18 protein-coding genes are annotated in these 18,968 nt (G+C 70.2%); 9 read left to right on the forward strand and 9 right to left on the reverse strand.

Translation table 11 applies throughout. The features are described from left to right. Positions 1–72: 72 nt before the first annotated feature. Positions 73–1,191, reverse strand: coding sequence for an alpha/beta hydrolase (locus ACZ6TU_RS04845; RefSeq protein WP_469547357.1), 1,119 nt, complete (start codon positions 1,189–1,191; stop codon positions 73–75). Between the two features lie 240 nt (positions 1,192–1,431). On the opposite strand from ACZ6TU_RS04845, the gene ACZ6TU_RS04850 reads away from it, so the two are divergent. The 6 genes from ACZ6TU_RS04850 (at position 1,432) to ACZ6TU_RS04875 (ending at position 6,475) form a co-directional block, all read left to right on the forward strand. Continuing rightward, on the forward strand, positions 1,432–3,276 hold the full coding sequence (locus ACZ6TU_RS04850) for a phosphatidylglycerol lysyltransferase domain-containing protein (protein ID WP_469546699.1): 1,845 nt from the start codon (positions 1,432–1,434) through the stop codon (positions 3,274–3,276). A gap of 63 nt (positions 3,277–3,339) precedes the next feature. Beyond that, a complete protein-coding gene (folP, locus tag ACZ6TU_RS04855) occupies positions 3,340–4,221 on the forward strand; it encodes a dihydropteroate synthase (RefSeq protein WP_469546701.1) in 882 nt (293 codons plus the stop codon). After that, positions 4,218–4,721, forward strand: a complete 504-nt coding sequence (locus ACZ6TU_RS04860; RefSeq protein WP_467675073.1) for a nuclear transport factor 2 family protein — start codon at positions 4,218–4,220, stop codon at positions 4,719–4,721. The genes folP and ACZ6TU_RS04860 overlap by 4 nt, the downstream gene beginning before the upstream one ends. A gap of 238 nt (positions 4,722–4,959) precedes the next feature. After that, on the forward strand, positions 4,960–5,319 hold the full coding sequence (folB, locus tag ACZ6TU_RS04865) for a dihydroneopterin aldolase (protein ID WP_467675071.1): 360 nt from the start codon (positions 4,960–4,962) through the stop codon (positions 5,317–5,319). After that, positions 5,316–5,927, forward strand: coding sequence for a 2-amino-4-hydroxy-6-hydroxymethyldihydropteridine diphosphokinase (gene folK, locus ACZ6TU_RS04870; RefSeq protein WP_469546704.1), 612 nt, complete (start codon positions 5,316–5,318; stop codon positions 5,925–5,927). The genes folB and folK overlap by 4 nt, the downstream gene beginning before the upstream one ends. Positions 5,928–5,986: 59 nt before the next feature. After that, entirely contained in the window at positions 5,987–6,475 is a 489-nt protein-coding gene (locus ACZ6TU_RS04875; RefSeq protein ID WP_467675067.1) for a DUF3180 domain-containing protein, read from the forward strand. A gap of 51 nt (positions 6,476–6,526) precedes the next feature. Here ACZ6TU_RS04875 and folE read toward each other — a convergent pair whose 3' ends face one another. From folE to dacB, 6 genes are all read right to left on the reverse strand, one after another. Then, positions 6,527–7,132 (reverse strand): GTP cyclohydrolase I FolE, encoded by a 606-nt coding sequence (folE, locus tag ACZ6TU_RS04880; RefSeq protein ID WP_356033768.1) that lies wholly within the window; start codon positions 7,130–7,132, stop codon positions 6,527–6,529. A 126-nt stretch (positions 7,133–7,258) separates the two neighbouring features. Then, a complete protein-coding gene (gene ftsH / locus ACZ6TU_RS04885; RefSeq protein WP_467675065.1) occupies positions 7,259–9,301 on the reverse strand; it encodes an ATP-dependent zinc metalloprotease FtsH in 2,043 nt (680 codons plus the stop codon). A 185-nt stretch (positions 9,302–9,486) separates the two neighbouring features. Next, a complete protein-coding gene (gene hpt / locus ACZ6TU_RS04890; protein ID WP_020270244.1) occupies positions 9,487–10,047 on the reverse strand; it encodes a hypoxanthine phosphoribosyltransferase in 561 nt (186 codons plus the stop codon). Between the two features lie 59 nt (positions 10,048–10,106). After that, positions 10,107–11,144, reverse strand: coding sequence for a tRNA lysidine(34) synthetase TilS (gene tilS / locus ACZ6TU_RS04895; protein ID WP_467675063.1), 1,038 nt, complete (start codon positions 11,142–11,144; stop codon positions 10,107–10,109). 195 nt (positions 11,145–11,339) lie between these two features. Then, the gene (locus tag ACZ6TU_RS04900) at positions 11,340–12,482 is read right to left on the reverse strand and encodes a zinc-dependent metalloprotease (RefSeq protein WP_467675061.1); all 1,143 of its coding nucleotides are present in this window, start codon (positions 12,480–12,482) and stop codon (positions 11,340–11,342) included. A gap of 117 nt (positions 12,483–12,599) precedes the next feature. Continuing rightward, positions 12,600–14,180, reverse strand: coding sequence for a D-alanyl-D-alanine carboxypeptidase/D-alanyl-D-alanine endopeptidase (gene dacB / locus ACZ6TU_RS04905; RefSeq protein ID WP_467675059.1), 1,581 nt, complete (start codon positions 14,178–14,180; stop codon positions 12,600–12,602). Positions 14,181–14,259: 79 nt separating this feature from the next. On the opposite strand from dacB, the gene ACZ6TU_RS04910 reads away from it, so the two are divergent. Continuing rightward, entirely contained in the window at positions 14,260–14,751 is a 492-nt protein-coding gene (locus tag ACZ6TU_RS04910; RefSeq protein WP_003991985.1) for an inorganic diphosphatase, read from the forward strand. Positions 14,752–14,879: 128 nt separating this feature from the next. Further along, a complete protein-coding gene (locus tag ACZ6TU_RS04915) occupies positions 14,880–16,577 on the forward strand; it encodes a threonine/serine exporter family protein (RefSeq protein ID WP_469547359.1) in 1,698 nt (565 codons plus the stop codon). Between the two features lie 8 nt (positions 16,578–16,585). Here the strand turns inward: ACZ6TU_RS04915 and ACZ6TU_RS04920 are convergent, their stop codons facing one another. After that, a complete protein-coding gene (locus tag ACZ6TU_RS04920) occupies positions 16,586–17,470 on the reverse strand; it encodes a DedA family protein (RefSeq protein ID WP_467675055.1) in 885 nt (294 codons plus the stop codon). 134 nt (positions 17,471–17,604) lie between these two features. On the opposite strand from ACZ6TU_RS04920, the gene ACZ6TU_RS04925 reads away from it, so the two are divergent. Beyond that, entirely contained in the window at positions 17,605–17,979 is a 375-nt protein-coding gene (locus ACZ6TU_RS04925; RefSeq protein WP_467675054.1) for a YbjQ family protein, read from the forward strand. Positions 17,980–18,066: 87 nt separating this feature from the next. Here the strand turns inward: ACZ6TU_RS04925 and ACZ6TU_RS04930 are convergent, their stop codons facing one another. Beyond that, on the reverse strand, positions 18,067–18,960 hold the full coding sequence (locus ACZ6TU_RS04930; RefSeq protein ID WP_467675053.1) for a hypothetical protein: 894 nt from the start codon (positions 18,958–18,960) through the stop codon (positions 18,067–18,069). Positions 18,961–18,968: the final 8 nt, after the last annotated feature.

Here is an 18,968-nt window from a genome sequence, read left to right on the forward strand (position 1 = left end):
CGAAGCGTTCACACGGCATCGGAAGTCGGGAAGAAGCGGAATCGGCCCTCTGCCCAATTCCCAAGATCATTTTCAACGGCCGTTCAGCCGCCCGCCGATCCACTCCAGCGTCGCCGGAATCTCGCGCCGCCAGGTGTTGAAGTTGTGCCCGCCGCTTTCCAGGATGATCGACGAGATCCGCGTCCGCCCGGTGGCCTCCACCCGCTCTATGAACCGCATCGTGTCCTGGTAGTTGGACTCGCCGGACCTGCTGCTGGTGACGAGCAGTGAAGTGTCGGGAGCGGGCATGTGCTTGAGGTACCACCACAGGTCGGCGCGATTCCGGAGCCCCTTGTCGCCCTGGAAGAGATCGCCGGTCGTGGCGTCGATCGGAGCCTCGTAGTACGCGGACAAGCCCGCCCCGGCGCCATACACATCGGGATGGTGCATGGCGATCTTCAAGGCGCAGTAGCCGCCCGTCGAGTTGCCGATGATGCCCAGTCCGCCCGGCTTTTCGGCCACCCGGTAGTGCGTGCGCAACGCGTCGGGCAGATCCCTGGCGAAGAACGATTCGGTCTGCGGACCGCCCGGGACGTCCACGCACTCGGTGTCCCGGGGCGGCGCCACGGTGGGCCGCAGCATCACCAGGATCATCGGCGGCATCCGGCTCTCCCGGGCCAGCTCCAGTGCCGTACGCGGGTAGTGGAGCTTCTCCACCAGCGCCGACGCCGTGCCGGGGTAACCGGTCAGCACGACGGCCGTGGGGAACGTACGGGTGCGGTACCGCGGCTGGAAGTACTCCGGCGGCAGGTAGACGTACGCGGGCGTGGCGATGCGCGTCGTACGGCCGACGACATCGATGTGCTGGATCCGGCCGCCCGCCCGGGGACTCACCCCGCCCGCCCCCGGCACCCGGCGCGAGCCGAGCACCTCCAAGGGGCCGCCGCCCGGCGTGTGGTCGACGACCACCCCCTGGTCCTTCTCCTGCCCGAACAGGTCCGCCCAGCTCGCGTAGAAACCGAAGGCCTGGTTGGCGGCGAGACCCACCGCGGCGAACAGCGCCACCTGCGTGGCGAACAGCAGGCCGACCCGCCCGCCCACGGCCCGCCAACTCCGCCGGGCCAGCCGTGGCCACAGCCAGACCGTGCCGGTGAACAGCAGCACGGCGGACAGTGCCGCCAGCGCAAGCACGTTGTTGCTCGTGAGACCCAGACCCATCGGTGGTTACCTGTCCGCGCTTTCCGTCCGGGGCCTCCCGCTGCGCTCACACCTTCGCGAGGGCTTGTCCCAGACTTTCCTTGACCTTTGAAACGGCTTTGACGAAGGGAGTGAACCTCTCCCCCCGAGACACCGTCCTAGAGGGCGCAATGTCGCCGGATGCCCGAATCGGCACCGGATCCAAGGTCTCTCGCGGAACTACGGGATGCGATGTCTGTCAGGACAGATGAGGAAATGTCGGGCGAGGTTCCGAGTCACGGAAGCGCCACGGCTGGTACCGGCCAGATGAGCCGTCTGCGCCCCCGGCTGCGCGGACCACGCCCCGAGGCCGTCCCGGCCCTGGTCGGCAGAGCCTGCGCCCTGGTGGGCGTCCTGGACATCGCCGCGGGCGTCTTCCCACGTTTCCGGCACAGCCGTATGCACGCCATGGCCGAGGTACTGCCCGGCGCGCTCGGCCCGTTCGCGGCCGCCCTGTCCCTCAGCACCGGAGTGCTGTTGCTTCTGCTCGCCCACGGCCTCAAGCGCGGCAAGCGCCGGGCGTGGCGGGCGGCCGTGGCCCTGCTGCCGGCCGGAGCCGTCGCGCAGTTCACGTACCGGCACTCGATCGTGGGCGTGCTGATCTCACTGGCCCTGCTGGCACCCCTGCTGCGCCACCGCGACCAGTTCTCGGCCCTGCCCGACCCGCGCAGCCGCTGGCGGGCCCTCGCCAACTTCGTGCTGATGAGTGCGGGTTCGCTCCTGCTGGGCCTGCTCATCGTCAGCGTCCACGGCGAGCGCATGGTCGGCGACCCGAGCCTGGCCGACCGCATCACCCACGTCATCTACGGCCTGTTCGGCTTCGAGGGCCCGGTCGACTACCAGGGCAACACCTCCTGGACGGTCGCCTTCTCGCTCGGCGCCCTCGGCCTGCTCACCGCCGTCACCACCATCTACCTGGCCTTCCGCCCCGAACACCCGGCCGCACAGCTCACCGAGGAGGACGAGACCCGGCTGCGCGCCCTGCTGGAGCGGCACGGCGGCCGCGACTCCCTCGGTCACTTCGCGCTGCGCCGCGACAAGGCCGTCGTCTTCTCCCCGAGCGGCAAGGCGGCCGTGACCTACCGCGTGGTCTCCGGCGTCATGCTCGCCAGCGGCGACCCGATCGGCGACGTGGAGGCCTGGCCCGGCGCCATCGAACGGTTCATGGACGAGGCCAAGGCCCACTCCTGGACGCCGGCCGTCATGGGCTGCTCCGAGACCGGGGGCGAGGTGTGGACCCGCGAGACCGGCCTCGACGCACTCGAACTGGGTGATGAGGCGGTGGTGGACGTCGCGGATTTCTCGCTCGCCGGCCGCGCGATGCGCAACGTGCGCCAGATGGTCAAACGCATCGAGCGCGCCGGTTACGAAACCCGGGTACGACGTGTCCGTGACGTCGGCGAGGCCGAGCTGGAGCGCATCCGGCGCGCCGCCGACGACTGGCGCGGCACCGACACCGAGCGCGGCTTCTCCATGGCCCTGGGCCGCGTCGGCGACCCCGCCGACGGTGACTGCCTCATCGCCACCGCCCACAAGCAGGACGACCACCCCGGCCCCTACGGCGACCTGAAGGCGATCCTGCACTTCGTGCCCTGGGGCACCGACGGCGCCTCCCTGGACCTCATGCGCCGCGACCGCTCCGCCGACCCCGGCATGAACGAACTGCTCATCGTGGCCGCCCTCCAGGCCGCCCCGAAGCTCGGTATCGCGCGCGTCTCCCTCAACTTCGCCATGTTCCGCTCGGCGCTGGCCCGCGGTGAGAAGATCGGCGCCGGCCCGGTGCTGCGCGCCTGGCGCGGGCTGCTGGTGTTCCTCTCCCGCTGGTTCCAGATCGAGTCGCTCTACAAGTTCAACGCCAAGTTCCAGCCGCGCTGGGAGCCCCGCTTCGTCGTCTACCGGGCCTCCGGTGACCTGCCCCGCATCGGCTTCGCCGCCATGCAGGCCGAGGGCTTCGTCAACCTCGCCCTGCCGGTGCCGCGCTTCCTGCGCCGCCGCCGACCGGCGGGCCGCCGCCCGTGCGCACACGGCACGACGACGGAACGGAGCGTCAGAGCGGCGTGACCTGTCCGGGGCCGACCCGGGGCGCAGCGCCTGACGGTCCCCGCCGGGGCCTACGCTGAACATATGAGCAACCAGAGCGGACGCGGGCGCGTGGCGGGCCTACCGGAATGGGGCCGCTGCGCGGTCATGGGAGTCGTGAACGTCACCCCCGACTCCTTCTCCGACGGCGGCCGCTTCTTCGACACCACGGCCGCCGTCAAGCACGGCCTCGACCTGGTCACCGAGGGCGCGGACCTGGTCGACGTCGGCGGCGAGTCGACCCGCCCAGGCGCCACCCGGGTGGACGAGGCCGAGGAACTCTGCCGTGTCGTTCCCGTCGTCCGCGGCCTGGCCTCCGAGGGCGTCACCGTCTCGGTCGACACCATGCGCGCCTCCGTCGCCGAACGGGCCCTCGCGGCGGGCGCCGCCCTCGTCAACGACGTCAGCGGCGGCCTCGCCGACCCCCGCATGATCCCGGCCGTCGCCGACGCCGGCGCCCCCTTCGTCGTCATGCACTGGCGCGGCTTCCTCCAGGGCGGCAACGTCAGGGGCGTGTACGCCGACGTCGTCGCCGAGGTCGTCGACGAGCTGCACGCGCGCGTGGAGGCCGTTCTGGCGGGCGGCATCGCCCCCGACCGGGTCGTCGTCGACCCCGGCCTCGGTTTCTCCAAGGACGCCGAGCACGACCTCGCGCTCCTCGCGGGTCTCGACCGGGTCCTCGCCCTCGGCCACCCGCTGCTCGTCGCCGCCTCCCGCAAACGCTTCCTCGGCCGGGTCCTCGCCGGCCCCGACGGCCCGCCCCCGCCCGCACGCGAACGCGACGCCGCCACCGCGGCCGTCTCCGCGCTCGCGGCGCACGCCGGCGCGTGGGCGGTACGCGTGCACGAGGTACGCGCCACGGCGGACGCCGTACGCGTCGCCCGCGCCATCGCAGAGGCCCGCACCGGCGCAGAAGGAACCCGGTGAGCGCCCCGCACACCGACGTCGAACAGGTCGAGGCCGCCAACACCGCCTTCTACGAGGCACTGGAACGGGGCGACTTCGAGGAACTGGCGTCGCTCTGGCTGACCCCTTCCGACCTGGGCGTCGACGAGACGTACCACGACCCCGCCGACACCGGCGTGGTCTCCTGCGTGCACCCCGGCTGGCCGGTGCTCACCGGCCGCGGTGAAGTCCTCAGGTCGTACGCGCTGATCATGGCGAACACCGACTACATCCAGTTCATCCTGACCGACGTGCACGTCTCCGTCACCGGCGACACCGCCCTGGTGACCTGCACGGAGAACATCCTCAGCGGCGGCCCCGCCCCCGAGGGCGACGAGGAACTCGGCCCGCTCGTCGGCCAGCTCGTGGTCGCCACCAACGTGTTCCGGCGCACGCCCGCGGGGTGGAAACTCTGGTCGCACCACGCTTCCCCCGTTCTGGCCGAAAACGACGAGGACGAGCAGGACGACACCCCCGCCTGAGTGGGTACGTGCCAGGAAGTGGTTGGAATCACGGACCGGCGGGTATGGGCGGCTACCAGCCCGTGAGCCGCCGGGTCCCCCAGGGAAAACGCCGGATGAATCCTGCCGGTCCCGGCCCGGGCCCACGCCCCCCGAGGCCCGGCCCCGTCCGGGCCCGCAGGTAGATTCGACTGAGGCCGGTGTGCCGCCCGCACACGGCACGGACCGGCCGTGACCGACGATTGCAGGAGTGATTCGCGTGGATCGTGTCGCGCTGCGCGGCCTGAAGGCCCGCGGGCACCACGGTGTGTTCCCGAGCGAACGCGAGGAGGGCCAGACCTTCATCGTGGACCTCGTCCTCGGCCTGGACACCCGACCGGCCGCGGCCGACGACGACCTGGCGAAGACCGTGCACTACGGCATCGTGGCCGAGGAGGTCGTGGCCGTCGTCCAGGGCGAGCCCGTCAACCTCATCGAGACGCTCGCCGAGCGCATCGCCCAGGTATGTCTGAAGCACGACGGGGTCCGGCAGGTCGAGGTGTGCGTCCACAAGCCGGACGCCCCGATCACGGTCCCCTTCGACGACGTGACCGTCACCATCACCCGGAGCCGAGTATGACTGCACCCTTCCTCAAGGGCCCCAGCGACCCGACCGTACAGCCGGTACCCGCCTCCGTCGTCGAGAAGGTCGACGCCGCCGACACCACGCTCAGCAATCCCAAACGGGCCGTGGTCGCCCTCGGCTCCAACCTCGGCAACCGTCTGGAGACCCTCCAGGGAGCCATCGACGCCCTGGAGGACACCCCCGGCGTCCGCATCAAGGCCGTCTCCCCGGTCTACGAGACGGAACCCTGGGGCGTGGAGCCCGGCAGCCAGCCCGCCTACTTCAACGCGGTCGTCGTCCTGAAGACCACCCTGCCGCCGTCCTCGCTCCTGGAGCGGGCGCACGCGGTCGAGGAGGCCTTCCACCGCGTCCGGGACGAGCACTGGGGCCCCCGCACCCTGGACGTCGACATCGTCTCCTACGCCGACGTCGTCTCCGACGACCCGCAGCTCACCCTCCCCCACCCGCGCGCCCACGAGCGCGCCTTCGTCCTGGCCCCCTGGCACGACCTGGACCCCGAGGCGCAGCTGCCCGGCCGCGGCCCGGTCGCCGGTCTGCTGGACGTCGTCACCCGCGACGGCGTGGCGCCTCGCGCGGACCTGGAACTCCGGCTGCCCGAGTAGCCGTTAAGGTCGAGACGGCTGCACAACCAGGCCGGAGCCGGGGGAACCGAAGGGACACTGTGAAAGAGCTGCGCATCAGGGTGCTGGCCGGCGTCTTCGTCGTGGCAGGCGTGCTGTCCTGGGCGGGCGCCCGCCTGTGGAACTCGGTCGGGACCCTGCCGAGCGTCCCCCTGGCCGCCCCCATCGTCCTGGCTCTGATCGCCGTGGTCCTGCTGGCCACGGCGCTCTCGATCCGCGCCCGTCTGAAGGCCCAGCGCGAGCGGCAGCCCGACGCCAAGGGCGTCGACCCCATGATGGCGGCCCGCGCGGTCGTATTCGGCCAGGCCAGCGCCCTGGTCGCCGCCCTCGTCTCCGGCATGTACGGCGGCACCGGCGTCTTCCTGCTGGAGTCCCTCGACAACCCCGCCCGCCGCGACCAGGCCATCTCCGCCGGCTTCTCGGTCCTCGCGGGCATCGGCGTCATAGCGGCCGCCATCTTCCTGGAGCGCGTCTGCAAGCTCCCGGAGGACGACGAACACGACGGCACGGGGGCGGCCCCGACGACGTGACCCGACCCACGGCTCACCACGGCCGGGTGGCGAGGTGCCCGTTGCGACAGGTCAGCGCGCCATGATCAGGCTCATAGCCTCATTGCGGGTCGCCGGATCACGAAGCTGGCCGCGGACCGCCGAGGTAATGGTCTTCGCACCCGGCTTTCGGACCCCGCGCATCGACATGCACATGTGTTCACACTCGACAACGACGATCACGCCACGCGGCTCCAGGATCTGCATCAGGGAGTCGGCGATCTGCGTGGTCAGTCGTTCCTGCACCTGCGGACGCCGTGCGTACACGTCCACGAGCCGCGCCAGCTTGGAGAGGCCTGTGATCTTGCCCTCGACGGACGGAATGTAGCCGACGTGGGCAACTCCGACAAACGGCACGAGATGATGCTCACACGAGCTCAGGACTTCGATGTCCTTCACCAGCACCATCTCGTCATGCCCGAGATCGAACGTCGTCGTCAGCACGTCCTCGGGCTTCTGCCACAGCCCCGCGAATATCTCCCTGTACGCCCGCGCCACCCGCGCCGGAGTCTCCCGGAGCCCTTCGCGGTCAGGGTCCTCGCCGACCGCGATCAGCAGCTCCCGTACGGCGTTCTCGGCGCGCTTCTCGTCGAACTCGCCGATCTGGCCCTCGCCGTCCAGCGTCACGGGGTCGGTCATCTGGTGCCTCGTTCCTGTGTCCATCACGGGGCGGCCTGCGCAGATGGCGAAAAGCCGCGCCCCCCAGGCTAAAACCTGGGGGGCGCGGCTTTCATTCCGGGGCAGCGGGCGCCGGGAGAGCGGTGGTCAGCTCTCGGGGCGTTCCTCCGGGGCTCGCTCGGGCGCCGGGGCGGGCTCCGCCGCGGTGCTCTTCGCGGTGGTGATCGCCGGCGTCGCGCCGTTCGCCCCGTTAGTCAGGGCCAGCTCCTTGGGGGAGAGGACCGGCGGGCGGGTGGACGGCGTACGACGGGAGGAGCCGGTCCAGGCGGGCCGCGGCGGGCGCTTGACGATCGGGGCGAAGATCTCGGCGATCTCCTCCTTGCCCAGCGTCTCCTTCTCGAGGAGGGCCAGGACCAGATTGTCCAGCACGTCGCGGTTCTCGACCAGGATCTCCCACGCCTCGTTGTGCGCGGTCTCGATGAGCTTCTTGACCTCTTCGTCGACCAGCGCCGCGACCTCTTCCGAGTAGTCACGCTGGTGAGACATCTCACGTCCGAGGAACGGCTCGGTGTTGTCACCACCGAACTTGATCGCGCCGAGACGCTCGGTCATGCCGTACTGCGTGACCATCGCCCGGGCCAGACCCGTGGCCTTCTCGATGTCGTTGGCGGCACCCGTCGTCGGGTCGTGGAAGACGAGCTCCTCGGCCGCGCGGCCGCCCAGCATGTAGGCCAGCTGGTCCAGCATCTCGTTGCGCGTGGTCGAGTACTTGTCCTCGTCCGGCAGCACCATCGTGTAGCCGAGGGCGCGGCCTCTCGACAGGATCGTGATCTTGTGGACGGGATCGGAGTTCGGTGAGGCCGCCGCGACCAGGGCGTGACCGCCCTCGTGGTACGCGGTGATCTTCTTCTCCTTGTCCGACATGATCCGGGTCCGCTTCTGCGGGCCCGCGACCACACGGTCGATCGCCTCGTCGAGCATGTGGTTGTCGATCAGCTTCTTGTCGCTGCGGGCCGTCAGCAGGGCGGCCTCGTTCAGCACGTTGGCCAGATCGGCACCCGTCATGCCGGGCGTACGGCGGGCCATGGCGGACAGGTCGACGTCGGGCGCGACCGGCTTGCCCTTCTGGTGAACCTTGAGGATCTCCAGACGGCCCTGCATGTCCGGGCGGTCGACGGCGATCTGCCGGTCGAAGCGGCCAGGGCGCAGCAGCGCCGGATCGAGGATGTCGGGCCGGTTGGTCGCGGCGATGAGGATCACGCCGCCCTTGACATCGAAGCCGTCCATCTCGACGAGCAGCTGGTTCAGCGTCTGCTCGCGCTCGTCGTGACCGCCGCCGAGGCCGGCGCCGCGGTGGCGGCCGACCGCGTCGATCTCGTCGACGAAGACGATCGCCGGGGCGTTCGCCTTGGCCTGCTCGAACAGGTCACGGACCCGGGAGGCACCGACACCGACGAACATCTCGACGAAGTCGGAACCGGAGATCGAGTAGAACGGCACGCCGGCCTCGCCCGCGACGGCACGCGCCAGCAGGGTCTTGCCGGTGCCGGGCGGGCCGTACAGCAGCACGCCCTTGGGGATCTTGGCGCCGACGGCCTGGAACTTGGCCGGCTCCTGGAGGAACTCCTTGATCTCGTGGAGCTCCTCGACGGCCTCGTCCGAACCGGCGACGTCCGAGAACGTCGTCTTGGGAGTGTCCTTGGTGATGAGCTTGGCCTTGGACTTCCCGAAGTTCATGACGCGGGAGCCGCCGCCCTGCATCTGGTTCATCAGGAACAGGAAGAGGACCACGATGAGAATCAAGGGAAGCAGGAAAGAGATCAGCATCCCGATGAACGGGTTCTGCTTGGACGGCGAAACCGTGTAGCCGTCCGGGATCTGCTTGTTCTGGAACTTGTTCTGCAGCGTGCTGGCGATGTCCTCGCCCTGGTTGCCGATGTAGCTCGCCTGGATCTTGGAGCTGCCCTCGACCTTTACACCGTTCTTGAGCGTGACCTTGATGGTCTCGTCATCGCCGGTGGTGAGCTTGGCCGACTCCACCTTGTTCTGGTTGATCGCCTGGACGACCTGGCCGGTGTCCACCGTCTTGTAGCCGCCGGACGAGCCGACGACCTGCATCAACACGACCACGGCAAGGACGGCCAGCACGATCCACATGACCGGCCCACGGAAGTATCGCTTCACGTCCATCCATACGGAGCGGTGCCGCCCCGTCCCTCCTGCCATAGTGAGTTTGATAAAGCCTGTTCTTCGGACGGTACCCCAGCATTGTCACCTGAAGCCGCGCGGGACGACTGGCGATCCGTCTACGCATGCTCCAACGGCGGGAAGTCCGCTGGGGTTCCCGATCACCGTCACGGCACCCGGCCGGAGTTTCAGCCGCCGTACACGTGGGGCGCGAGCGTACCGACGAACGGGAGGTTGCGGTACTTCTCGGCGTAGTCGAGGCCGTAGCCCACGACGAACTCGTTGGGGATGTCGAACCCGACCCATTCCACGTCGATGGCGACCTTCGCGGCCTCGGGCTTGCGCAGCAGCGTGCACACCTTGAGGGAGGCGGGCTCGCGCGAGCCGAGGTTGGAGATCAGCCAGGACAGGGTCAGGCCGGAGTCGATGATGTCCTCGACGATGAGGACGTGCTTGCCCTTGATGTCGGTGTCGAGGTCCTTGAGGATCCGCACCACACCGGAGGACTGGGTGCCCGCCCCGTACGAGGATACGGCCATCCAGTCCATGGTGAGGGGGGTGGACAGCGCCCGGGCGAGATCGGCCATGACCATCACCGCGCCCTTGAGGACGCCGACGATCAGCAGGTCCTTGCCCGCGTACTCCGCGTCGATCTTCGCGGCCAGCTCGGCCAGCTTGGCGTCGATCTCTTCCTTGGTGATGAGTACCTGCTGAAGGTCGGCACCCATGTCTTTCGCGTCCACCCGCATCACTTTCGGTCGTCCCGGACTGAGCGGCCCCTCCACCGACTTCCCGGAGGGGACGTGATTCAGCCTTGCCGAATCACCAGTCTGCCACCCTGCCGCCGGGCCACGACCTTGCCGGGGAGGTTGATGGCATCCTGACCGCGCCAGCCGGTGATCAACCGGTCGACTTCCTCGATGTGCCGGGCGAACAGCGAACCGGCCGGGGCACCGGCTGCGACGGCGGCCCGGCGCAGGATGCGGCGGCGTACGGCGGGCGGCAGGGCGTAGAGCTTCGCGCACTCCAGGAGCCCGGCGGCGTCGCGGACGGTGGCCTCGGCCTGGGTCGCCCAGGAGTCGAGGGCGTCGGCGTCGTCGCGGGAGAGCCGGGCCGTACGGGCGAGGGCCTCGACGACGCCCTTGCCGAGGGCCTTCTCCAGGGCGGGCAGGCCCTCGTGGCGCAGCCGGGAACGGGTGTAGGCGGGGTCGGCGTTGTGGGGGTCGTCCCAGACGGGCAGGGACTGGACCATGCAGGCCTTGCGGGCGGTCTGCCGGTCGAGTTCCAGGAAGGGGCGCCGGTAACGGCCGCCGGTCCCCGAGACCGCGGCCATTCCGGACAGGGAGCGGATGCCGGAGCCCCGGGCGAGGCCGAGCAAGACGGTTTCGGCCTGGTCGTCTCGTGTGTGGCCGAGCAGGACCGCGGCGGCGCCGTGGCGTTCGGCGGCGGTGTCGAGTGCGGCGTAGCGGGCGTCGCGGGCGGCGGCTTCGGGTCCGCCCGCGCGGCCTACGGTCACGGCGACGGAGTCGACCGGGTCGAGGCCGAGTTCGCGCAGACGCAGGACGACTTCCGCGGCCCGCGCGTCGGAGCCGGGCTGGAGACCGTGGTCGACGGTCACGCCCCCGGCTCTGATGCCGAGCTTGGGTGACTCGAAGGCGAGGGCGGAGGCGAGGGCCATGGAATCGGCGCCGCCGGAGCACGCCACGAGCACGAGCGGCGGGGGCGGCAGCTCGTGCGAGGGGGCGTGCGGGGGTGCGGCGGTGGTGCGGTGGTGCTCGGTGAGGAGGTCGTGGAGGACGCGGCGGACCGCCAGGCGTATCGCCGCGACCGCAGGATGGGGACCCATGTCCCGTTCCCTTCATGAAGTTTTCGGGGGGTGAGCCCGATGCCGGTCACGCAGAGTGTGTAGATGGTGACAGAACCGGGCCGTTCCCCGAGCATTGCACGCCCACCCCTCGCTCACGGTCCCTCGGACGGGTGATTGGAGGGGCGTTCGCCTGCCGTCGGCCCGACTCCTTTCACGACCTTCCCGCGATGTTCACTACTCGGTCCTGCGATGCACCCGCGCGATCCAGTCCGCCGGTTTGGCGATCTCCGTCTTGGTCGGGAGCGTGTTGGGCGAGGTCCACACGCGGTTGAAGCCGTCCATGCCGACCTCGTCGACGACCGCCCGTACGAAGCGCTCGCCGTCCCGGTACTGGCGCAGCTTGGCGTCCAGGCCGAGCAGCTTGCGCAGGGCCAGGTCCAGGCGGGAGGCGCCCTTGGCACGGCGCTGCTGGAACTTCTCGCGGATCTCCCCGACGCTCGGTACGACGTCCGGTCCGACGCCGTCCATCACGAAGTCGGCGTGGCCCTCCAACAGGGACATCACGGCCGTGAGGCGGCCGAGGATCTCGCGTTGGGCGGGGGTCTGCACGATCTCGACGAGGGAGCGGCCGCCCTCGTCCTCCTCGCCCTCGGGGCGGCCCCCGGCGAGGCTCTGGGCGGCTTCGCGTACGCGTTCCAGGACGGTCATGGGGTCGACGTCGGTCTCACCCAGGAAGGACTGGATCTCACCCTCGAGGTGGTCGCGCAGCCAGGGCACGGCCGTGAACTGCGTGCGGTGGGTCTCCTCGTGCAGGCACACCCAGAGCCTGAAGTCGTGCGGGTCGACGTCGAGTTCGCGCTCCACATGCACGATGTTCGGGGCGACGAGCAGGAGCCGGCCGCCGCCGTTCGGTGCATCGGGGGGACCCCCGGCCGGGAGCTGGCGCGTGGCCGGGGCGAAGGTCTCGTACTGGCCGAGGACGCGGGAGGCCAGGAAGGACAGGAGCATGCCCAGCTCCACGCCGGTGACCTTGCCGCCGACGGCACCCATGACCGCGCCGCCGGGGGTGTTGCCGCGCCGGTCCTGCATCTTGTCGAGCAAGGGCTTCAGGAGTTCCCGGAAGCCGGCGACGTTCGCCCGGATCCAGCCCGGGCGGTCGACGACCAGGACGGGGGTGTCGTGGCCCTCCTCCGTGCCCAGACGAGTGAAGCCCCGGACGTGTCCCTCCGAGGCCTTGGCATGCCGACGCAGCTCCGCGACGACGGCCCGGGCCTCGTCGCGGCTGACGTCGGGGCCCGGCCGTACCAGCCGGGTCGCGGTCGCGACCGCGAGATTCCAGTCGACCATGCCGGTTGAAGCACCACCGAGGCTCGTCATGTGTCAACCGTACGTGAGCACTGGCCGCTGGGGCAGGGCGGCGAGGGGACGGTGGAGCTGGGCGTCCGTTTCGGTTGGCGGCGTTGCCGCTGGGGTTCGTTCGCCGATGCCGGGTGGCTACCGGCAGCCACACGCCGCCAAGGTCGTTGCCGCCCTGTCCAGAGCCGTCTGGGCCGTGGCCGGGTCTGTCGTGTTGTTGGCCATGAAGGCGAAAGCCAGCAGGCGGCCGTCCTGGTCGACGACCGTGCCTGCGAGGGTGTTCACACCGGTCAGGGTGCCTGTCTTGGCGCGGACGACGCCGGCTGCGCCGTCCGTGTAGCGGGTGGTCAGGGTGCCGGTGAAGCCGGCGACGGGGAGGCCGGTGAGGGCCGAGCGGAGTTCGGGGTGGGCGGGGTCGGCCGCCTTGGCCAGGAGGGCGGCGAGGAGGTCGGCCGTCAGTCTGTCGGCGCGGTTCAGGCCGCTGCCGTCCTTGAAGGCGGCTCCTTCGAGGGGCAGGCCGAGCTTGCGGAGCCGGGCGTTGATCGCCCGGTCGGCGCCGGCGAAGTCGGCCCGGTGGCCGGTGGCGATCGCCGTCTGGCGGGCGAGGGCCTCGGCGATGTCGTTGTCGCTGTCGGTCAGCATCCGTTCGACGAGGGCCGTGAGCGGGGCCGAGGCGACCGTGGCCAGGGTCTTCGCGCGGGTGGTGGCCTTCGACGGGCCGGGGGCGGTGACCTTGATGCCGCGGGCCGTCAGGAGGTCCCCGAAGCGGCGGGCCGCGTCCGCGGCCGGGTCGGTCACACGGGTGACCGGGCCGCTCGTCGAGTCGTCCGTGCGGCCCTCGTCGACCATCAGGGGGCTGACGAGGGCGAGATTGGGGTTGACCCCGATCGGGTGCTTTTGGCTGCCCGCGTAGAGGGTCGTGTCGTAGGAGAGCGTCACGTCGCGGACGCCGCGCCGGGTCAGGGTCGCGGCCGTCCGGTCGGCCAGGGCGCGCAGGCTGGCCCACCCGTCGGAGGTCTCGCGGGCCGTGAGGGTGGGGTCGCCGCCGCCGACCAGAACGACTTCCTTCGTGTCGGGTTCCAGCGCGGCGCGGGTGGTGAGGCGGTGGTCGGCGCCCATCGCGGACAGGGCGGCGACGGCCGTGGCGATCTTCGTCGTCGAGGCCGGGGTGAGCGCGGCGTCCGAGCCCATGCCGTACAGGCGCCTGCCGGTCGTGACGTCCACGACCGCCGCCGCGGGCCGAGGGCCGAGCGCCGGGTCCTTCAGCAGGGGCGTGAGGGTCTTCGCGAGGGCCTTGCCGTCCGGGGCGGACTTCACGGTGCTGACGCCGCCGAGGCCGGTCAGCACGGGTCCGGCGCTGGGGGCCGGCCGGGGCTGCGCGGGCGCGCCGGGGGCGCGTCCGTGATCTGTGCCACCCGCGCGGCCCAGGGCAGCGGCCCGGTCCCGCTCGGCCGTACGCTGACCCGAGGAGTCCCAGGGGCCGGCGGCGGTCACCACACCGGCGGCCAGTGCGAGTCCGGCGGTGGTGGCGCCCGCGGTGTACTGCCAGGTCTTCGGCCGCGTGACCCGCGCGACCTGCGGTTTCCCGGCTCGGGCGAGCCGCGCGACCCGTGGTTTGGCGGCTGCGGCGGCCCTGGCCAGGCGCGGTCGTACGGCGTCCGCGATCCGCACCACGTGCGGCCTCGCGGCCCGCCAAGGACGCAGCTCCGGCACGACCACCAGCCCCTTTCGCGATCACACACCTGCGTGAGGGACACTTAACCACCAGAACTATGTGTTGATCATGGAGGAGCCACCGGTGGAGTTCGACGTCACGATCGAGATTCCGAAGGGTTCGCGCAACAAGTACGAGGTGGACCACGAGACCGGTCGGATCCGCCTGGACCGTCGCCTCTTCACCTCGACCAGCTACCCGGCCGACTACGGCTTCGTCGAGAACACCCTCGGCGAGGACGGCGACCCGCTGGACGCGCTGGTCATCCTGGACGAGCCGACCTTCCCCGGCTGCCTCATCCAGTGCCGTGCGATCGGCATGTTCCGGATGACGGACGAGGCCGGCGGCGACGACAAGCTGCTGTGCGTGCCGGCGCACGACCCGCGTGTGGAGCACCTGCGGGACATCCACCACGTGTCGGAGTTCGACCGCCTGGAGATCCAGCACTTCTTCGAGGTCTACAAGGACCTGGAGCCCGGCAAGTCCGTCGAGGGCGCCAACTGGGTGGGCCGTACGGACGCCGAGGCCGAGATCGAGCGGTCCTACAAGCGCTTCAAGGAGCAGGGCGGGCACTGACCCCACCCATCCCGTGATGCCCACGGGCCGCACGCCTTAGCGTGCGGCCCGTTCGTCCGTATGTGCGCATACTGAGGCAGACGGGTACTCAGGCTGACGTGCAGGGTCGTACATGGGAGCGCCAGGCAGTGACGGACGCGGAGGACCGCAAGCCGAAGTCGGACGAGGCGAGGAGCATGTTCCTGCCTCCGGCGGGGGCCGCCATCGACGGGGACATGTCGACGACGTCGGAGTTCGCGATCCCCGAGGGCCTCGCCGTACCCAGGTCGACCGGTACGGAGTCCGAGGCGACGTCCGAGTTCGCTCTGCCGGATGGGCTGGACGTCTCGCAGGTGCCCTCGGCGGAGCCGGAGGGGTCGGCGTTCACGCCGCCGAGCACGTACAGCGCGAAGCACGCCCCGTCGGCGTTCACCCCGCCGAGCGGTATCCCCGTGGTCAGCCTGACCAAGGACGTGCCCTGGCAGGACCGGATGCGCACCATGCTGCGCATGCCGGTGGCGGAGCGGCCGGCGCCGGAGCCTAGTCAGCGCGGCAGTGACGACTCGGGACCGGCCGTACCGCGCGTGCTCGACCTGACGCTGCGTATCGGCGAGTTGCTCCTCGCGGGCGGTGAGGGCGCCGAGGACGTGGAGGCGGCCATGTTCGCCGTCTGCAGGTCGTACGGCCTGGACCGCTGCGAGCCCAACGTCACCTTCACGCTGCTGGCGATCTCGTACCAGCCGTCGCTCGTCGACGACCCGGTCACGGCGTCGCGGACCGTACGCCGCAGAGGCACCGACTACACGCGGCTGGCGGCCGTGTACCAGCTCGTGGACGACCTCAGCGACGACGAGACGGCGGTCTCCCTCGAGGAGGCCTACCGGCGGCTCGCCGAGATCCGCCGTAACCGGCACCCCTACCCCGGCTGGGCTCTGACCGGCGCGAGCGGGCTGCTGGCGGGTGCGGCCTCCGTGCTCGTCGGCGGTGATCTGATCGTGTTCGTCGCGGCCGCGCTGGGCGCGATGCTCGGCGACCGGCTGGCGTGGCTGTGCGCGGGGCGCGGGCTGCCGGAGTTCTACCAGTTCACGGTGGCCGCGACGCCGCCGGCCGCGATCGGTGTCGCGCTGACGCTCAGCCATGTGGACGTGAGGGCCTCCGCGGTGATCACCGGTGGGCTGTTCGCGCTGCTGCCCGGGCGGGCGCTGGTGGCGGGGGTGCAGGACGGGCTGACCGGCTTCTACATCACCGCGTCCGCGCGTCTGCTGGAGGTCCTGTACTTCTTCGTGGGCATCGTCGCGGGCGTGCTGCTGGTGCTGTACTTCGGCGTACAGCTGGGGGCCCGGCTGAACCCGGACGCGGCGCTCGGGGTCTCGGACGATCCGACGCTGCTGATCGGTGCGTCGATGCTGTTGTCGCTGGCGTTCGCGGTGCTGCTTCAGCAGGAACGATCCACCGTGGTGTGGGTGACGCTGAACGGGGGTGTCGCGTGGATCGTGTACGGCGCGATGCACTATGCAGGGGGCATCTCGCCGGTGGCGTCAACGGCGGCGGCTGCCGGGCTGGTGGGGTTGTTCGGGCAGTTGCTGTCCCGGTACCAGTTCGCTTCGGCCCTGCCGTACACGACTGCGGCGATCGGGCCTTTGCTGCCGGGTTCCGCGACGTACTTCGGGCTGCTGGCGATCGCGCAGAACGAGGTCGACGAGGGGCTGGTGTCGCTGTCCAAGGCGGTGGCTCTGGCCATGGCGATCGCCATCGGGGTGAATCTGGGGTCCGAGATCTCGCGGATGTTCCTGCGGATCGGGTCCGCGGAGAAGCGGCGGGCCGCCAAGCGGACGCGGGGTTTCTAGCGCCGAGTTCAGTAGCCGCCGTTGTAAGGGGGCTGGTTCCCGCCCTGCTGGGTGCCGTACGGCTGCTGGGTGCCGTACGGCTGCTGCTGGCCGTAGCCCGGGGCCTGGGGGTACTGGCCGTAGTACTGCTGGTCGTTGTAGCCGTTCTGGTTGCCGTGCGGGGGCTGCTGGTAGTGCTGGGGCTGGTCGTCCGGGGTGATGCGGCGGAGCTGGGTCGTCGCGTCGTCCATGACGGGGGGATAGGGCTGGGCCGCCGGGGCCTCGGACGCGGCGCGCTTCTTCTTGGAGCGGTCGCGGAGGTACTCGATGATGATCGGGACGACGGAGAGCAGGACGATCAGGACGAGGATCGACTCGACGTTCTCCTTGATGACGGAGATCTGGCCGAGCCAGTAGCCCGCGAGGGTGACGCCGGTGCCCCAGGCGATACCGCCGACGACGTTGTACGTGAGGAACGTGCGGTACTTCATACGGCCGGCGCCGGCCACGATGGGGGCGAAGGTGCGCACGATCGGGACGAAGCGGGCCAGGACGATCGCCTTGGGGCCGTACTTCTCCATGAACTCGTGGGCCTTGTCCAGGTTCTCCTGCTTGAAGAGCTTGGAGTTGGGACGGTTGAAGAGCTTCGGGCCCAGGAATTTTCCGATCATGTAGCCCACTTGGTCGCCGACGACGGCGGCGATCACGATCAGCGTGCAGACCAGCCACAGGGGCTGCGTGATGTAGCTGCCCTCGGCCACGAAGAGACCCGCCGTGAACAGCAGGGAGTCACCCGGCAGGAACGCGAAGAGTCCGGACTCCGCGAAGACGATCAGCAGGATGCCGGGCAGGCTGAAGGTCTCGATCAGGTAGTTCGGGTCGAGCCACTCGGGGCCGAGCGCAAGCGTGGTCACGGGGATGTGGCTCCTGCTGCTGGGGGGTACGGGCTGGGCTGGCTGCTTCAAAGTATCAACGCAGCCGTCATGGCCCAGGTTCCATGGGCGTACTCAGGATGCACTGTGGGCCGTCCCGGACAAAGCTGTGAACCATGGGCATCGATGAATACGGCGGCGGACAGGGCCCCAGCCCAGACGTCCTCGTCGTCACCACGAACGACGTACCCGGCTACCGCGTGCAGAAGGTGCTCGGCGAGGTCTTCGGCCTGACCGTGCGCTCCCGGCACCTGGGGAGCCAGATCGGCGCCGGGCTGAAGTCGATGGTCGGCGGCGAGCTGCGCGGTCTCACCAAGACGCTCGTGCAGACCCGCAACCAGGCCATGGAGCGGCTCGTCGAGCAGGCACGCGCGCGTGGTGCCAATGGTGTGCTCGCGTTCCGCTTCGACGTGACGGAGGCGGCGGACGTCGGCACGGAGGTGTGCGCGTACGGGACGGCCGTGGTGGTCGAGCCCGAGTACACGGGGTGACCGCGGCCTCCCCCGCGGTAGCCGGAGGCCCACCGTGTGGGTCCGGTGGGAGTCCGGCTCGCTTCACGCGCTCGTACGCCTTCGGGGTCACACCTTGTGCAGGGCAGCGTTCGCGTGGTGTGCGGCGGATGCCGCCACGGGGGCGATGGCCGCGGCGGTCTTTCCGGTCAGCTCCGCGCGCTTTTCGTTCTGGGCGAAGACGTAGAGAAGCGCCGGGTGAGTGGCGCCGAAGGCCAGCACAAAGCGGTTGAGGCCCATGAACTGCCCGATTCCCAGATGGAACAGCGTCATCGAGCCGAGGAATGCCTTCGCCGCGGGCTTGGGCAGTACGAAGACCAGCGGGAAGGAGACCTCTGCGACGATCGTTCCCCAGGTCACGAGCTTTCCCACCATCGGGTACTTGTGCACGAGGCGGTAGACGCGCTGGTCCCCGTAGTTGCGCGTACGGATGACTCCGCTGAACGCCTCTCCGCTGAGCCACACCGGGGACACGAGCTTGACCACGCCGGACGCGATGTAGGAGATGGTCGTCTCCAGGGCCAGCGCGCGCATGGCCACGTCGCGGGCCTTCTCGTCGTCCTTGAAGGTGCCGGTCGAGGCGAGGGCGATGTTGATCACTTGCTGGAGCTGGTCGGCGCCGTCCCCGCCGAAGGGGGAGCGCAGCCGTCCGGCCGCGCCCGTCACCGCCAGAACGGCACTGCCCGCCGTGCGCACTCCGCGCTTGTGACCCCAGATCAGCGTGGCCGCGGAGGCACCCGCCTGTACCCCGTAGAGGGCGACCGCTGCCTGCTTGGACTCAAGGGCGCGCGTCAGCCGGGGAAAGCGCTTGGCGAACTTGGGGCGCATGTTCGCCAATTGGCCGCTCAGCATTTCGCCGTCTTCGAACTTACGCGTCTGGCTCAGCATTTCCAGTGCGGAGACCAGCGTACCCAGCGAAGCCACTCGGCGTGCCGTGACCTCGGGCGGAGCGCTGAGGAACATGGATGGGT

It is taken from the genome of Streptomyces sp. NPDC052064, assembly GCF_055585925.1.

Bases quoted from the DNA above. Each gene is read 5' to 3' on its own strand.
- ACZ6TU_RS04850 (WP_469546699.1), top strand. From the start codon at position 1,432: ATGTCGGGCGAGGTTCCGAGTCACGGAAGCGCCACGGCTGGTACCGGC.
- folP (WP_469546701.1), top strand. From the start codon at position 3,340: ATGAGCAACCAGAGCGGACGCGGGCGCGTGGCGGGCCTACCGGAATGG.
- folK (WP_469546704.1), top strand. From the start codon at position 5,316: ATGACTGCACCCTTCCTCAAGGGCCCCAGCGACCCGACCGTACAGCCG.
- folE (WP_356033768.1), bottom strand. From the start codon at position 7,132: ATGACCGACCCCGTGACGCTGGACGGCGAGGGCCAGATCGGCGAGTTC.
- ftsH (WP_467675065.1), bottom strand. From the start codon at position 9,301: ATGGACGTGAAGCGATACTTCCGTGGGCCGGTCATGTGGATCGTGCTG.
- hpt (WP_020270244.1), bottom strand. From the start codon at position 10,047: ATGCGGGTGGACGCGAAAGACATGGGTGCCGACCTTCAGCAGGTACTC.
- tilS (WP_467675063.1), bottom strand. From the start codon at position 11,144: ATGGGTCCCCATCCTGCGGTCGCGGCGATACGCCTGGCGGTCCGCCGC.
- ACZ6TU_RS04900 (WP_467675061.1), bottom strand. From the start codon at position 12,482: ATGACGAGCCTCGGTGGTGCTTCAACCGGCATGGTCGACTGGAATCTC.
- ACZ6TU_RS04925 (WP_467675054.1), top strand. From the start codon at position 17,605: ATGGGCATCGATGAATACGGCGGCGGACAGGGCCCCAGCCCAGACGTC.
- ACZ6TU_RS04930 (WP_467675053.1), bottom strand. From the start codon at position 18,960: ATGTTCCTCAGCGCTCCGCCCGAGGTCACGGCACGCCGAGTGGCTTCG.